Below are 13,932 nucleotides of genomic sequence, written 5' to 3'. Positions count from 1 at the left end.
GACGACTTTTTAACCGCTGCGCACCATCGAACCTGCACCAAGACCCAGAACACACCATAAAAATTTCAAAAACGGGTACGACCTCATGCCTTCGCAAAACTCCGCTCTGGCCGCGCGCCCGGGCAACCCGCACGCCGGCATCGGCGACAAGATCCGTGGCGCCATGGCCGTGGGTAAAACGCGCTGGGGCATGCTGGCCCTGGTGTTCTTCGCCACCACCCTTAACTACATCGACCGCGCCGCCCTGGGCGTGATGCAACCGATCCTGGCCAAAGAGATGAGCTGGACGGCGATGGACTACGCCAACATCAACTTCTGGTTCCAGGTCGGTTATGCCATCGGTTTTGTGCTGCAAGGCCGGCTGATCGACCGCGTGGGCGTCAAGCGCGTGTTCTTCTGCGCCGTGCTGCTGTGGAGCCTGGCCACCGGTGCCCACGGCCTGGCCACCTCGGCGGTGGGCTTTATGGTCTGCCGCTTTATTCTCGGGCTGACGGAAGCCGCCAACTACCCGGCCTGCGTCAAGACCACACGCTTGTGGTTCCCGGCCGGTGAGCGCGCAGTGGCCACCGGCATCTTCAACGCCGGCACCAACGTCGGCGCGATGATGACCCCAATGCTGCTGCCGTTGATCCTGCACGTGTGGGGCTGGCAGGCGGCGTTCCTGTGCATGTCGGCACTCGGCGCAATCTGGCTGGTGTTCTGGGGGTTGAAGTACTACAACCCGGAAGACCACCCTACGGCCAAACAATCCGAACTGGACTACGTGCAACAGGAAGCCGAACCCGAGCAACCGAGCGTGCCGTTCAGCCGCATCCTGCGCATGCGCGGCACCTGGGCCTTCGCCCTCGCCTACGCCATGACCGCGCCGGTGTTCTGGTTCTACCTGTATTGGCTGCCGCCGTTCCTGAACCAGCAATACAACCTGGGCATCAACGTGACCCAGATGGGCATTCCGCTGATCATCATTTACCTCACCGCCGACTTCGGCAGCGTGGGTGGCGGGATCCTGTCGTCATTCCTGATCGGCCGCGGGATGAATGCGATCAAGGCGCGGCTGTTGTCGATGCTGCTGTTTGCCTGCTGCATCGTTGGCGTGATCATGGCCGCCGGTTCCAGCCAATTGTGGGTTGCCGTGTTCGCCATCTCCCTGGCGATCGGCGCGCACCAGGCCTGGACCGCCAACATCTGGAGCCTGGTGATGGACTACACGCCCAAGCACATGATGAGCACGGTGTTCGGTTTCGGCGGCATGTGCGCGGCCATCGGCGGGATGTTCATGACCCAGATCGTCGGGCACATCCTTACTGTGACCAACAACAACTACACCGTGTTGTTCACTCTGATCCCGGCGATGTATTTCATTGCGCTGACCTGGATGTACTTCATGGCGCCGCGCAAGATTCCCACAGTCGACGTGTAACTCACCGCCGCCGCTGCTGCCAGGCAGCGGCCAGCCCGCTCATGCAGATCACCCCGATGCCGACCACCGTGGTCACGTCGGGGGTATGGCTGAACACCAGCCAACCCAACAACCCCGCAAACACGATCTGGCAATAGCCGAACGGTGCCAGCAAGGCTGGCGCCGCGAAGCGGAACGCCTGGGTCAACATCAAGTGCGCCGTCATGCCGCAGGTGCCCAGCGCCAGCATCAGGCAGGCATGCCACAGCGTCGGGACCTGCCAGAAGAACGGCACCAGCGCACTCATCACCAAGGTATTGCACAGCCCGGCGAAGAAGTTGCTGGTGGTCGGTGTGTCGTATTGGCTGAGGATGCGCGTGAGCAATTGGTAGAAACAGAAGAACATCGCCGAACACAGCGGCAGCAACACCGCAGGCGTGAACAACTCGCCGCCGGGGTGGATGATGATCAACACACCGACAAACCCGCAGATCACCGCCAGCCATTGGCCACGCGTGACGTGCTCACCGAGCAAAGGCACCGACAGCGCCGTCACCAGGATCGGCGCCAGGAAGTTCACCGCCGTGGCTTCCGCCAACGGGATGTAATGCAGCGCCGCAGTAAAAAACAGACTCGTGCCCAACAGGCACAACGCCCGCACCACCTGCATGCCCGGCCGTTTGCTGCGCAGCACCCGCAAGCCGGATTGCGGCAGGAAAATCCCGGCCATCAGCAAGGTGTGCACCAGGTAACGCGCCCACACCACCATTACAATCGGGTAAAACCCGGCCAGGTATTTGGACAGGGCGTCGTGGCTGGAGAACAGAAACGTCGCCAGCACAATCAGCAGGATGCCTTTGAAAGGATGGTTGACGCCGGAAAGAGGTGTGCTGACAGTCATTGAATTCTCTTGCATGGTGGGCTGAACGCTGAGCACTGAACGCGGTAGCACTCAACCCGGTAATCTAGCAGCCGGGCCGAAGTCTGCCCCAAGAGCATAACCAAACACCGTGCGAACAGCGCACTAAATCACGGGTTTCGAGTCCAACGCTGCACGTTCACCGTCGCGTTGCACCCTTTTTAACCAAGGCCATGTCGCTATGAAAAAAACACTCTTTGTTCTTTCTGCCCTTGCCCTGCTCACCGCGTGTAACAAGGAACCCAAGGAGGCCCCAAAGCCCGCCCCCGCTTCCGTGCAAGCCACGCTGGTGCCGGCAACCCCACCGACCGATAAATGGGTCGGCAAATGGATCGGCGTCGAAGGCCTGAACCTGACCATCGCCAAGGACGACAGCATCGGCCGTGGCCACTACCTGCTTACCATGAAATACGGCCTTGATGCCGACGACGCCGGCACATTCAAAGGCGAAGCCAATGAAGACGGCATCAGTTTCACCCGCCCGGACGGCCCGCAACAGTTGAGCGCCGGCGACGGTGAAGCCACGGGCCTTAAATGGCTGGCAGATAAAAAAGACTGCCTGATCGTCGACACCGGCGAAGGCTACTGCCGCGACTGAGGTGGCAAACCTGACATAACTTTCATCTGGCGCCCCTGCCGACACGGCCTGACAGCAGCGATACTAGGCAGCTCTCGTTGCTTGTCAGACAGCCGGGCTGGCGCCATGCCCCTGCACCGACAACACTGCTCTTAAAATAAAGAGCACAGGCTTAACGAGAGGACTGCACCAATGCTATGGAAAAAAGGCCGACGCAGCGACAACGTGGTGGACGCCCGCGATGACAGTGGCGGCGGCGGTGGCGGTATGCGCTTTGGTGGCGGCAAAGGCCTGAGCCTCACGGCGATCGTGCTGATCGTCGGCATTGGCTGGCTGACCGGCCAGGACCCGATGCAGATCCTCGGCCAGCTAAGCGGCCAAATGGAGCAGGCGCCCCCGGCGAGTACGCAGGCGCGCCAGGCGCCGCCGGCCAACGACCAGCAGGCCGATTTCGTGCGCGCCGTGCTGGGCGACACGGAAGACACTTGGGGCCAGGTGTTCAAGGAAAACGGGTTGGCCTACAAGAACCCGAAACTGATTCTGTTCCGTGGCCGGGTCAATTCCGCCTGCGGTGGTGCCACCTCGGCCAGCGGCCCGTTCTATTGCCCGGCTGACCAGCAAGTGTATCTGGACCTGGACTTCTTCCGGGAGATGTCGCAACGCTTCAAGGCTTCAGGCGAGTTCGCCCAGGCGTATGTGATCGCCCACGAAGTCGGGCACCACGTGCAAACGCTGCTGGGCATCTCGGCCAAGATCCAGGCCGCACGCCAGCAAGGTCGGCAGATGGAAGGTGACGGCGGTTTACTGGTACGCCAGGAACTGCAAGCCGACTGTTTCGCCGGCGTGTGGGCCAACCGTGCGCAAAAACGCCTGAACTGGCTGGAGCCCGGCGATATTGAAGCCGCACTGAATGCGGCCAACGCCATCGGCGATGACCGTTTGCAGCAACAGGGTCAAGGGCGCGTAGTGCCGGACTCGTTTACCCACGGCACCTCGGCACAGCGGGTTCGCTGGTTCAAGACCGGCTTCGCAGAGGGCCAGATCTCTCAATGCGACACCTTTACAGCCAAGAGTCTTTAAATGAATAAACGATTGGGATTGCTGCTTAGCGCATTAGCGATGTGTTCCACCACCACCTGGGCCGCCGAGAAAGAACATGGCGTCAAGGTGGTCAGCCCCGATCGTTTCCAACTGGATGCTGGCGCCTTGAGCCTGGGTTTGAGCCAGGACTGGAGCCAGCCGCTGCCCAACGTCACCCGCGCGTTGATCATCGTGCACGGTCGCCTGCGCAATGCGCAGACCTACCTGCAAAGCGGCGAAGATGCCGCCCAGCACGCAGGCGTTGCCGCCAATACCCTGGTGATCGCACCGCAGTTTTTGAATGAGTTGGATACCCAGCGCAACCCTCTCGACAGCCAAGTGCTGCGCTGGAACCACAACGACTGGATGGCCGGCGACCCGTCGACCGGCCCAGGCCAGGTCAGCTCCTACGGCGCCCTCGACCAGATCATCAAGCACTTGGGCAACCGCAAGCTGTTCCCGGCCTTGAAAGAAATCGTGGTAGCCGGCCATTCCGGCGGCGGCCAGGTGGTGCAGCGCTTCGCCCTCACCGGCCACGACCACCCGATGCTGCAAACCGAGGGCATCAGCCTGCGTTACGTGGTGGCTAACCCATCGTCCTACGCCTACTTCACCCCGCTACGCCCGGTGAAGTTTGATATGGCCAGTTGCCCAGGCTTCAACGACTGGAAGTACGGCATGCAAAACCTGCCGGAGTACGCCAAGGGCCAGAGCGCGCAGCAGTTGGAGCAGGTTTACGTGTCACGCAACATCACCTACCTGCTGGGCCAGCAAGACACCGACCCCAACCACCCGGCGCTGGATAAAAGCTGCGAAGCCGAAACCCAGGGCGCTTATCGCCTGATTCGTGGGCATAACTATTTTGACTACCTCAAGCAGCGCCATCCGCAGCTGACACAGAAGCTGGTGGAAGTGCCTGGGGTTGGGCACGACGGCGATAAGATATTTACGTCGCCTGAAGGCGAGAAGGTGCTGTTCGGGAAATAGGATCAAAAATGTGGGAGCCAGCTTGTGTGGGAGCTGGCTTGCCTGCGATGCAGACACCTCGGTCTAACAGGCATAGCGAGGTGATGCTATCGCAGGCAAGCCAGCTCCCACACAAGTTCAGCTCCCACCTAAGCCCGACATAGGTGTCTGAGTTAGAGCATTCGGCGCAACGCCGCACAATCTGCCGCATGCCAATCCGCCAGTTCCGGCCACGGGTTCTCCGGCAAGTTCACCAGCACCGTGCGCGTCCCCGCCGCCCGGCCACAAACCAGGTCAAAGCGGTAATCCCCGACCATCACCATCTCGCTCGGCACCACCTCCCAAGCGGCCGCCAACTTGAGTAACCCACCTGGATCCGGCTTGGGCGGTGCGTCTTCACGCCCCAGCACATCCTCGATGGCAAAGCAGTCCGCCAGGCCAATTGCTTCAAGGGTGATATGCGCCAATTCCTGCGCATTGCGCGTCAGGATGCCCAGGCGATACCCCCGCCCGGCCAGCTCGCGCACCAGCTCCACCGCGCCAACAGCAGCAACCGACCCCACGGCCAGCTCGCGCTCGTGCTCAAGCAACCAGGCATGCTTGGCCGCCGCCACCGGCGCAGGTAATGCCGCCAGGTGCGTGAGAATGTCGTCTTCAGGTGGAATATCGAGGGCCGTGCGAATCGCCGCAAAATCATGCACGGCCACCGTGAGGGTGCCGTCCATGTCAAACACCCAATGTTTAACGTCCGACAGGCTCATGCCCAATCCTTGCGATGGCGAATCAGCCCTTCCTGGGTCACCGACGCCACCAGTTGCCCGGCGCGGTTGTACACGCTGCCACGGGAGAAACCCCCGTGAATTACCGGCCCACGGGCTGTCCATGGCGTAGAGCAGCCAGTCATCGGCGCGCAGGTCGGCGTGGAACCACAACGCGTGGTCAAGGCTGGCGACCTGCATGTCTTTCTGCCAAACCGTCTTGCCGTGGGGCAGCAGCGAAGTGGTCAACAGGCCGAAGTCCGAAGCGTAAGCCAGCAGGTATTTATGCAGCGCCGGCGAATCGGCCAGTGCGCCGTCAGCACGAAACCACACGTACTTGACCGGGTCGGACGGCTGCGGGTTGAACGGGTCTTTTTCGGTCACCGGGCGCACTTCGATCGGCTTGGGGCACAGCAGCTTGTCGCGCATGTGCTCGGGGATCAAGTGCGCGCGTTGCTTGGTCAGTTCCAGTTCCGACGGCAGGTTTTCCGGGCCGACCACCACGGGCATGGTGGTCTGGTGCTCGAAGCCTTCTTCGTCATACTGGAACGAGGTGGTGCAAGTGAAAATCGGGTTGCCCTTCTGGATCGCCGTGACGCGGCGCGTGCTGAAACTGCCGCCATCGCGCACGCGGTCCACCGAATACACCACGGGCAGCGCTGCATCGCCAGGGCGCAGGAAATAGCCATGCAGGGAATGCACGTGGCGCGCTTCTTCTACGGTCTGGCTGGCAGCCGACAGCGACTGGCCCAGCACTTGGCCGCCGAACAGTTGGCGAAAACCCAGGTCCTGGCTGCGGCCGCGAAAGAGGTTTTCCTCGATCGGCTCCAGGGTCAGCAAGTCCACCAGATCTTCCAATACTTGGCTCATAGAGCAACTCCTACAATCAATAGAGCATTCCGGGCTGCTTATCCGTGCAGCGTGTCCAACCATTGGGCGCGGGTGATGCGGTACAGCACATGATGGCGCAGCGGGTCATCGGCTGCGACCTTGGGGTGTTCAAAATCTGCCTGCGGATCGTAATGCATACCGATGGCCTGCATGACTTTTTGTGATGGCAGATTGGATTCGGTGGTGAAGGCAAGGATTTCATCCAGCTGCAGCCGGTCAAAACCACAGCGCAGCGCGGTCCAGGCCGCCTCGCTGGCGTAACCCAGGCCCCAATGCTCGCGAGCCAGGCGCCAGCCAATTTCTACCGCCGGGGTAAAGTCGGCCTCGAAGTTGACGTTTTGCAGCCCGGTCAGGCCGATAAATTCGCCGGTGTCCTTGCGTTGCAAGGCCCAAAAGCCAAAGCCGTATTCGGCAAAATGCCCGCGAATCCGGCCGATCAGCGCGGCGCTTTCCAGGTGGCTCAGCTTGGCCGGGAAATAACGCATCACCTGCGGGTCGGCGCACATGCGTGCAAATTCCGTCAGGTCGCTGTCGCGCCATTGGCGCAGCACCAGCCGTGCGCTTTCCAATTCCAGTATCGGCTCCATGGGGCCCCCTCCCTTGCCATGTGCGTGAGTGTACAGCGCTGGTAAGATCCGTCGCAGGTTCCCGTCAGAAAATCCCATGCCTCTGCCATTGATCTACCACGATGACTACAGCCCTGAGTTCCCGGCGGACCACCGGTTCCCCATGGACAAATTCCGCCTGTTGCGTGACCACTTGGTGGACAGCGGCCTGACCCAGGACAGCCACCTGCTGCGACCCGAGGTCTGCCCCGCCGAAATTCTGGCCCTGGCCCATGAACCTGGGTATATCGAGCGCTACATGAGCGGCGAGTTATCCCGCGAAGACCAACGCCGCCTCGGCCTGCCCTGGAACGAAGCCCTGGCCCGGCGTACCGTGCGTGCAGTCGGCGGCTCGATACTCGCAGCGCAAAAGGCCCTGGAACACGGCCTGGCCTGCCACCTGGCGGGCGGCACGCACCACGCCCACTACGACTACCCGGCGGGCTTTTGCATCTTCAATGACCTGGCGGTGATCAGCCATTACCTGCTGGCGAGCGGGCGGGTCAACCGCGTGCTGATCTTCGATTGCGACGTACACCAGGGCGACGGCACCGCGCGCATCCTGCACGACACGCCGGATGCCATCACCGTGTCGCTGCACTGCGAAAAGAACTTCCCGGCGCGCAAGGCCCAGAGCGACTGGGACATCCCGCTGCCCATGGGCATGGGCGATGCCGACTACCTCAAGGTGGTCGACGACGCGCTCAACTACCTGTTGCCGCTGTACCAGCCCGACCTGGTGTTGTACGACGCAGGTGTGGATGTGCACAAAGACGACGCCCTCGGTTACCTCAAGCTGACAGACGCAGGCGTCGCCGCCCGCGATGAAAGCGTGATGCGCCACTGCCTGGGCCGCGACATTCCAGTGATGGGCGTGATCGGCGGCGGCTACAGCAAAGACCGCCCAGCCCTGGCGCGCCGCCACGGCATCTTGCACCACAGCGCACAACGGGTGTGGGCGTCATCAGGTTGTCATTGAGTTGTGAGCGTTACCCACAATGCCTGTGGAACGGCCTGTGGATAACTTGAGCGTAAGGGCCCGAAAGCCAGCAGCCGTATGGCGTGTAGGAAAGTGTACGTTTTTTGATCAGGCAGCTACGCCGTCGTCGGGTAGAATGTTCGGCCTATTCAAGCGACCGTAGCCCTGCCCATGCCCCAGACCCCTTCTCAACACGTCACTATTATCGGCGGCGGCCCTGCCGGGCTGATGGCCGCTGAAGTCTTGAGCCAGGCGGGCGTGCGGGTGGACGTGTACGACGGCATGCCTTCGGTGGGGCGCAAGTTTCTGCTGGCGGGCGTGGGCGGCATGAACATCACCCACTCCGAGGCGTACCCGGCGTTCCTGTCGCGTTACGCCGAACGCGCGCCGCACATGGCCTCGCTGTTACGGGCGTTCGGCGCAGAGGCGCTGTGCGAGTGGATTCATGGCCTGGGCATTGAAACCTTTGTCGGCACCTCCGGCCGCGTATTTCCCACCGACATGAAAGCCGCCCCACTGCTGCGTGCCTGGCTCAAGCGCCTGCGCGACCAGGGCGTGGTTATCCACACCCGGCATCGCTGGGTGGGCTGGACGGAAGACGGCGGTTTACTTATCCACAGCCCGGATGGCGATAAAACTGTGCACAGCGATGCGGTGTTGCTGGCGTTGGGTGGCGGCAGCTGGTCGCGCCTGGGCTCCGACGGTGCCTGGCTCAAGTTGCTGGAAGATAAAGGCGTGCCCTACACCGCGCTGCAACCGAGCAATTGCGGCTTCGAAGTGTCGGGCTGGAGCGAGTTGATGGTCAGTAAATTCGCTGGCGCGCCGCTGAAGAACGTCGCCATTGGCCTAGGCAATGACAAACCTCGGCTGGGCGAATGCGTGGTCACCGCCATGGGCATCGAGGGCAGTTTGATCTATGCACTGTCGGCGCCGATTCGCGAAGCAATCAACCGTAATGGCTCAGCTACCGTGCATATCGACCTGTTGCCGAGCAAGCCGCTGGACAAGGTGCAGGCCGCGTTGGCCAAGCCGCGTGGTTCGCGCTCGATGAGCAAGCATTTGCACAGTCAGTTGGGTTTGGATGGGGTCAAAGCGGCGTTGCTGCGTGAACTGGCGCCAGCTGAGCACTTCCATGATCCGGCGCAATTGGCGGTGGATATCAAGGCGCTGCCGCTGACATTGCTAAAGACACGGCCAATGGATGAGGCAATCAGCACCGCGGGCGGTGTGCCGTTTGAGGCGATGGATGAGCGCTTGATGCTCAAGCAATTGCCCGGCGTGTTCTGCGCAGGGGAGATGCTGGATTGGGAAGCGCCGACCGGCGGGTACTTGCTGACGGGGTGCTTTGCCAGTGGGCAGATGGCTGGGCGTGGTGTGTTGGAGTGGCTTAAGCGCTGAGTTCAAGTGCGCTATCGCAGGCAAGCCAGCTCCCACATTTTGAACTGTGAACACCGTCAAATGTGGGAGCTGGCTTGCCTGCGATGAGGCCCTGACAGATTTACTTCTTCTTACGCGGCCCGGTATTAAACACCGGCACTTTACGCACCGGCTTGATCGACGGCTCAGCCGGTGCCACGTCGCCACTGTCCACCCATTTACCCAAATTGCGCTTGCCACCACCGCCGCCCGACGCTTTAGGCTTCTTCGGCTTTTTCGGCTTCTTCACCACCTGCCCACTGGCATCGGTGTCCGGCACGCGGTGCTCCGGCTCAAAATCCGGCTCCATCTGGCGGGTCAGCGTTTGACGCGTGAGCATCTCGATGGCCGACAGCATGTTCACTTCATCGGCGCACACCAGCGAAATCGCCTCACCGGTGTTGCCCGCCCGGCCAGTACGGCCGATACGGTGGATGTAGTCTTCAGCCACGATCGGCAGGTCAAAGTTGACCACCAGCGGCAAGTCTTCAATGTCCAGGCCACGGGCCGCCACGTCGGTGGCTACCAGAATCTGCACGTCGCTGGATTTGAAACGGTCCAGCGCGCGTTGGCGGGTGGCTTGGGGTTTGTCGCCGTGAATGCCGTCGGCATTGATGCCCAGGCCCTGCAACTTATCCACCAGCGCATCCACACCGTTACGGGTCTTGGCGAACACCAGCACCTGCTTCCAGCGACCTTTGCGCATCAAGTGCACAAACAGCTCCGGCTTGCGCTTCTTGTCCACCGGCACCACCCACTGCTTCACGGTACTGGCGGCGACGTTGCGCGGGCTCACTTCGATGCTCAGCGGGTCGTTGAGCATCTGCCCGGCCAGTTGGCGGATTTCATCGGAGAAGGTCGCGGAGAACAGCAGCGTCTGGCGCTTTTTCGGCAGCATGCGGTAGATGTTCGCCAGCTCTTCGGAGAAGCCCAGGTCGAGCATGCGGTCGGCTTCATCCAATACCAGCGTTTGCAACTGGTTGAGTTTCAGCGCGTTCTGGCGGAACAGGTCAATCAGGCGGCCCGGCGTGGCGACCAGAATGTCGACGCCCTTGCGCAGCTTCATCATCTGCGGGTTGATGCTCACGCCGCCGTACACCGCGTAAGTGGTCAGCGGCAGGTGTTGCGCGTACTCGGCGACGCTGGCGTGAACCTGCTCGGCCAGTTCGCGGGTCGGGCACAGGATCAGCGCACGCGCCGAGTTGGCGGCGACTTTCGGCCCTTCCATGGTCAGCAATTGCAGGAGCGGCAGGGCGAAACCTGCGGTTTTGCCAGTGCCGGTCTGGGCCGCGGCCATCAGGTCGCGACCGGCCAACACCGCCGGAATGGCTTGCGCCTGCACCGGCGTCGGGGTCTGGTAGCCAAGCGTCTGAAGGGCGCGCAGCAAGGGTTCGATCAGGCCAAGTGTGGCGAAAGTCATGTGTTTACCGTAGGAAAAATTCAGCGCCATAAGCGGGTAAAAAAAGCCGTAATGCGCCGCAGTTTACCTTATTTCCGGCTTGGGCTTGCGCCACTGGGGCAGGCTGATCAATAGCACCGCGCTGATGATCACCAGCATCGCCAAGGCTTCTTCCATGCCGATGGTCTCACCGACGAACACAATCCCCAACAACACCGCCACGGCCGGGTTCACATAGGCATAGCTGGTCGCCGCCGCCGGGCGTACGTGCTTGAGCAGGTACATATAGGCATTGAAGGCGATGATCGAACCGAACGCGGCCAAGTACGCCAGAGCCAGCCAGCCTTCAATCGGCGGCACAGCCTGCAGGCGTTCACCGGTGAGCGCACTGCCCACCAACAGCAAGGCACCGGCGACGATCATTTCCGCCGCACTGGCCATCGCGCCGGCAGGTAATGGCAAGTGCCGGCTCCACACCGAACCAAAAGCCCAGGCGGCAGCGGCGAACAGCAACAACATCGCCCCGGTCGGGCTCGACTGCAGGTTGGAACCCATATTGAGCATGGCAATACCGATTATCCCCAGCACTACCCCGGCCCATTCCAGGCGAGTATTTCGCGCGCCCCAGAAATAGCCGAACAACAACGTGAATAATGGCACTGTCGCCACCGCCAATGCCGCAACACCCGACGTCACCCCCGTGTGCTCAGCCACCGACACCGCGCCATTGCCAAAGGTGAGCAGCAAAATGCCGATCTTGCCCGCAGCCTTCCACTGCACCCACGTCGGCGCAGGTGCCCCGCGCCAGCGCAAAAAGCCATACATCAGCAAACCCGCCACCAGGAATCGAATCCCGCCGAGCATCAGCGGCGGCCAGTATTCAACGCCGATTCGAATCACCAGGTAGGTGGAACCCCAAATCACATACAGCGCAAAAAAAGCGGCGATCAACGGTAATGGAAAGCGACGTGGGCCAGGCATTGGGCGGCTCTATGGCAGGAGATGGAAGGCTTATTCTAAAAAGGCAGCAGGCTAAACATAAGTTACAAAACCTGTTTAAAGCGCCCATACACTTTTCAAAGCATGGTTATGAAGGCTATAAACCATGCTTTCGAAAGCCACGCGTTACTGGAGCCTTATCATGGACAAATACGACCGCATGCTCCTCAGCGCCCTGCTCGAAGACGGCCGCGCGTCTTACGCGCAATTGGCCCGCACGGTTAACCTCTCCGCGCCCGCCGTGGCTGAACGCGTGGCCAAGCTGGAGGCCAGTGGTGTGATTACCGGGTATCAGGCCAAGGTGGACCTGTCCAAAATCGGCTTGCCCATCCAATGCACCATCGAACTGCGCTTGACCAATAACGGCAGCCAGAAGGTGTACGACGCGCTGGCTGAAATTCCCGAGCTGACTGAATGCCACCGGGTCACGGGCGACCCGTGCGTGATCATGCAGGCGGCGGTGGGGTCGATGCCGGAATTGGAGAATTTGATTAACCGGGTGGCGAAATTCGGGTTCAGCAAGACTTCGATTATTTTGTCCAGCGCGATAGAACGGCGGGTACCGTTGGGCCATTTGGAGGTAAAAAATGCTGGGTAAGCACAGCAAAATCGTCAGCCTCAGCCACCCGATCACTGCGCGCATGCCGTTATGGCCGGGGGATCCGCCGGTGGTATTTGAAGACGTCGCGTGCCTGGAAAAAGACGGCTATTTCCTGCGCCGCTTCAGTATGGGCGAACACAGCGCCACCCACATGAATGCACCGAACAGCTTCTATGCCGATGGCATCGGGATTGACGGCTATCAACCCCAAGACCTGGTTCGGCCTGCCGTGGTGATTGACGTGCGCGCGCAAACCCAAGGTAACCGCGATTACCAGATCGGCCTGCATGACCTTCAAGCCTGGGAACACCAACACGGGCGCATCGAGCCGGGCTCGGTCGTGCTGATGTACACCGGCTGGCAGCACCTCTGGAACGACCCCATCGGCTTTTTTGGCGAAGATGCCCAAGGCCTGCACTTCCCGGGCATTGGCGAGCCGGCGATACGCTGGCTGCTGGAACACCGACAGATCGCCGGCGTGGGCATTGATACCCACGGGGTTGATCCGGGGCAAAGCACTGCCTTTGCCACCAACCATGCCGTACTGGCCGGCAATGGCATCGTATTGGAGTGCCTGACCCATCTGGAGCGGCTGCCGGCCAAGGGCGCGACCCTTGTGATTGGAGTACTGGGACTGGAAGGCGGCTCGGGATCGCCGGTTTCGGTGATGGCGTTTATTCCCTGACAATGCCATCGCAGGCAAGCCAGCTCCCACATTTTGAATGCATTTCACCTGTGGGAGCTGGCTTGTCGAATCGTCGCAGCGCTGCGATGGCGTTAGTTGCATCACCGCTTCCGATTCTTTTGAAGGACATTTCCGAGCGCCATTTCATGCCTTGTTCCGGCTGAATTCGGCCGCTAGTCTTCCCCATGTCATCGGCCCTTCGATGACCGGAAGTGCAAGCCGAAATTGACGGAGGAGTGAGTTACAAGTGCCGGAGAATCAACATGGTCAAAGCAACCTCTGCCTCAACTACTACCCCGACGGACTTCCTCAGCGAAGACGCCCTCCTCAACCGCCGAGCCATCGACTACTACCTCAAGGCATCCGCCCCGGACGCGCCCAATTTTGTACTGAATGACAACCTGAGCTTCGAAGACGCCCTCGCCCATGCGGCCGACTTGCTGCATTGCGCGGTGGAGACGGTGAATGTGTCGGGTGAGACGCTGAGCACCCAGCAGCGGGCGGTGATGCATTTGGTGGGGATGGCCAAAGGTGTGGTGGATCGGGCGTTGGAGTGTGTGCAGCCTCGATGAGCACCGCATAACCCCTGTGGGAGCTGGCTTGCCTGCGATAGCGGTGGGTCAGTCACTGAATACCTGGCTGATATACCGCTATCGCA

At 61.1% G+C, this 13,932-nt stretch carries 14 protein-coding genes and 1 pseudogene; 9 read left to right on the top strand and 6 right to left on the bottom strand.

All coding sequences use genetic code 11. The features are described 5' to 3' along the window. The first annotated feature begins 85 nt into the window (after positions 1-85). Positions 86-1,420: an MFS transporter gene (locus QF043_RS02290; RefSeq protein WP_056862008.1), complete on the top strand. Its 1,335-nt coding sequence runs from the start codon at positions 86-88 to the stop codon at positions 1,418-1,420. A 1-nt stretch (position 1,421) separates the two neighbouring features. On the opposite strand, the gene QF043_RS02285 is transcribed toward QF043_RS02290, so the two are convergent. Beyond that, positions 1,422-2,300, bottom strand: a complete 879-nt coding sequence (locus QF043_RS02285) for a DMT family transporter (RefSeq protein ID WP_017139333.1) — start codon at positions 2,298-2,300, stop codon at positions 1,422-1,424. Between the two features lie 199 nt (positions 2,301-2,499). On the opposite strand from QF043_RS02285, the gene QF043_RS02280 reads away from it, so the two are divergent. From QF043_RS02280 to QF043_RS02270, 3 genes are all read left to right on the top strand, one after another. After that, positions 2,500-2,916 carry a membrane lipoprotein lipid attachment site-containing protein gene (locus QF043_RS02280; protein WP_236460090.1) on the top strand — a complete coding sequence of 139 codons (417 nt, stop codon included), beginning with the start codon at positions 2,500-2,502 and terminating at the stop codon, positions 2,914-2,916. A gap of 171 nt (positions 2,917-3,087) precedes the next feature. After that, positions 3,088-3,975, top strand: coding sequence for a neutral zinc metallopeptidase (locus tag QF043_RS02275; RefSeq protein WP_236369548.1), 888 nt, complete (start codon positions 3,088-3,090; stop codon positions 3,973-3,975). Beyond that, a complete protein-coding gene (locus QF043_RS02270; RefSeq protein WP_307417369.1) occupies positions 3,976-4,962 on the top strand; it encodes an alpha/beta hydrolase in 987 nt (328 codons plus the stop codon). Positions 4,963-5,114: 152 nt separating this feature from the next. On the opposite strand, the gene QF043_RS02265 is transcribed toward QF043_RS02270, so the two are convergent. The 3 genes and pseudogenes from QF043_RS02265 to QF043_RS02255 form a co-directional block, all read right to left on the bottom strand. Then, positions 5,115-5,702 carry an HAD family hydrolase gene (locus QF043_RS02265; RefSeq protein ID WP_307417368.1) on the bottom strand — a complete coding sequence of 196 codons (588 nt, stop codon included), beginning with the start codon at positions 5,700-5,702 and terminating at the stop codon, positions 5,115-5,117. Next, positions 5,699-6,569: pseudogene (gene tesB / locus QF043_RS02260) on the bottom strand (acyl-CoA thioesterase II). The gene QF043_RS02265 and the pseudogene tesB overlap by 4 nt, the downstream one beginning before the upstream one ends. 38 nt (positions 6,570-6,607) lie before the next feature. Further along, positions 6,608-7,177 carry a GNAT family N-acetyltransferase gene (locus tag QF043_RS02255; RefSeq protein ID WP_099487120.1) on the bottom strand — a complete coding sequence of 190 codons (570 nt, stop codon included), beginning with the start codon at positions 7,175-7,177 and terminating at the stop codon, positions 6,608-6,610. Between the two features lie 76 nt (positions 7,178-7,253). On the opposite strand from QF043_RS02255, the gene QF043_RS02250 reads away from it, so the two are divergent. After that, the gene (locus QF043_RS02250; protein WP_058421550.1) at positions 7,254-8,174 is read left to right on the top strand and encodes a histone deacetylase; all 921 of its coding nucleotides are present in this window, start codon (positions 7,254-7,256) and stop codon (positions 8,172-8,174) included. A 171-nt stretch (positions 8,175-8,345) separates the two neighbouring features. Then, complete coding sequence (locus QF043_RS02245; RefSeq protein WP_307417367.1) at positions 8,346-9,572, top strand: TIGR03862 family flavoprotein; 1,227 nt, start codon at positions 8,346-8,348, stop codon at positions 9,570-9,572. 100 nt (positions 9,573-9,672) lie between these two features. On the opposite strand, the gene QF043_RS02240 is transcribed toward QF043_RS02245, so the two are convergent. Both QF043_RS02240 and yedA read right to left on the bottom strand, forming a co-directional pair. Beyond that, complete coding sequence (locus tag QF043_RS02240; RefSeq protein ID WP_307417366.1) at positions 9,673-11,010, bottom strand: DEAD/DEAH box helicase; 1,338 nt, start codon at positions 11,008-11,010, stop codon at positions 9,673-9,675. 63 nt (positions 11,011-11,073) lie between these two features. Continuing rightward, a complete protein-coding gene (yedA, locus tag QF043_RS02235) occupies positions 11,074-11,970 on the bottom strand; it encodes a drug/metabolite exporter YedA (RefSeq protein ID WP_307417365.1) in 897 nt (298 codons plus the stop codon). 160 nt (positions 11,971-12,130) lie between these two features. Here yedA and QF043_RS02230 point away from each other — a divergent pair, with 160 nt between their 5' ends. The 3 genes from QF043_RS02230 to QF043_RS02220 all read left to right on the top strand — a co-directional run bounded on the left by QF043_RS02230 (position 12,131) and on the right by QF043_RS02220 (position 13,846). Next, complete coding sequence (locus tag QF043_RS02230) at positions 12,131-12,586, top strand: Lrp/AsnC family transcriptional regulator (RefSeq protein ID WP_305455915.1); 456 nt, start codon at positions 12,131-12,133, stop codon at positions 12,584-12,586. Further along, positions 12,576-13,274 carry a cyclase family protein gene (locus QF043_RS02225; protein ID WP_307417364.1) on the top strand — a complete coding sequence of 233 codons (699 nt, stop codon included), beginning with the start codon at positions 12,576-12,578 and terminating at the stop codon, positions 13,272-13,274. The genes QF043_RS02230 and QF043_RS02225 overlap by 11 nt, the downstream gene beginning before the upstream one ends. 263 nt (positions 13,275-13,537) lie before the next feature. Then, complete coding sequence (locus tag QF043_RS02220) at positions 13,538-13,846, top strand: DUF3077 domain-containing protein (protein ID WP_285678621.1); 309 nt, start codon at positions 13,538-13,540, stop codon at positions 13,844-13,846. Positions 13,847-13,932: the final 86 nt, after the last annotated feature.

The organism is Pseudomonas sp. W3I7 (assembly GCF_030816095.1).
Taxonomy (GTDB): domain Bacteria; phylum Pseudomonadota; class Gammaproteobacteria; order Pseudomonadales; family Pseudomonadaceae; genus Aquipseudomonas; species Aquipseudomonas salomonii.
The sequence above is the reverse complement of the archived record's forward strand: the minus strand, read 5'-3'. Positions and strand labels throughout refer to the sequence as shown.

Coding starts and splice junctions, on each gene's coding strand:
- QF043_RS02220 (WP_285678621.1), top strand. CDS start 13,538: ATGGTCAAAGCAACCTCTGCCTCAACTACTACCCCGACGGACTTCCTC.
- QF043_RS02225 (WP_307417364.1), top strand. CDS start 12,576: ATGCTGGGTAAGCACAGCAAAATCGTCAGCCTCAGCCACCCGATCACT.
- QF043_RS02285 (WP_017139333.1), bottom strand. CDS start 2,300: ATGACTGTCAGCACACCTCTTTCCGGCGTCAACCATCCTTTCAAAGGC.
- QF043_RS02245 (WP_307417367.1), top strand. CDS start 8,346: ATGCCCCAGACCCCTTCTCAACACGTCACTATTATCGGCGGCGGCCCT.
- QF043_RS02250 (WP_058421550.1), top strand. CDS start 7,254: ATGCCTCTGCCATTGATCTACCACGATGACTACAGCCCTGAGTTCCCG.
- QF043_RS02255 (WP_099487120.1), bottom strand. CDS start 7,177: ATGGAGCCGATACTGGAATTGGAAAGCGCACGGCTGGTGCTGCGCCAA.
- QF043_RS02270 (WP_307417369.1), top strand. CDS start 3,976: ATGAATAAACGATTGGGATTGCTGCTTAGCGCATTAGCGATGTGTTCC.
- yedA (WP_307417365.1), bottom strand. CDS start 11,970: ATGCCTGGCCCACGTCGCTTTCCATTACCGTTGATCGCCGCTTTTTTT.
- QF043_RS02280 (WP_236460090.1), top strand. CDS start 2,500: ATGAAAAAAACACTCTTTGTTCTTTCTGCCCTTGCCCTGCTCACCGCG.
- QF043_RS02275 (WP_236369548.1), top strand. CDS start 3,088: ATGCTATGGAAAAAAGGCCGACGCAGCGACAACGTGGTGGACGCCCGC.
- QF043_RS02240 (WP_307417366.1), bottom strand. CDS start 11,010: ATGACTTTCGCCACACTTGGCCTGATCGAACCCTTGCTGCGCGCCCTT.
- QF043_RS02290 (WP_056862008.1), top strand. CDS start 86: ATGCCTTCGCAAAACTCCGCTCTGGCCGCGCGCCCGGGCAACCCGCAC.
- QF043_RS02265 (WP_307417368.1), bottom strand. CDS start 5,702: ATGAGCCTGTCGGACGTTAAACATTGGGTGTTTGACATGGACGGCACC.
- QF043_RS02230 (WP_305455915.1), top strand. CDS start 12,131: ATGGACAAATACGACCGCATGCTCCTCAGCGCCCTGCTCGAAGACGGC.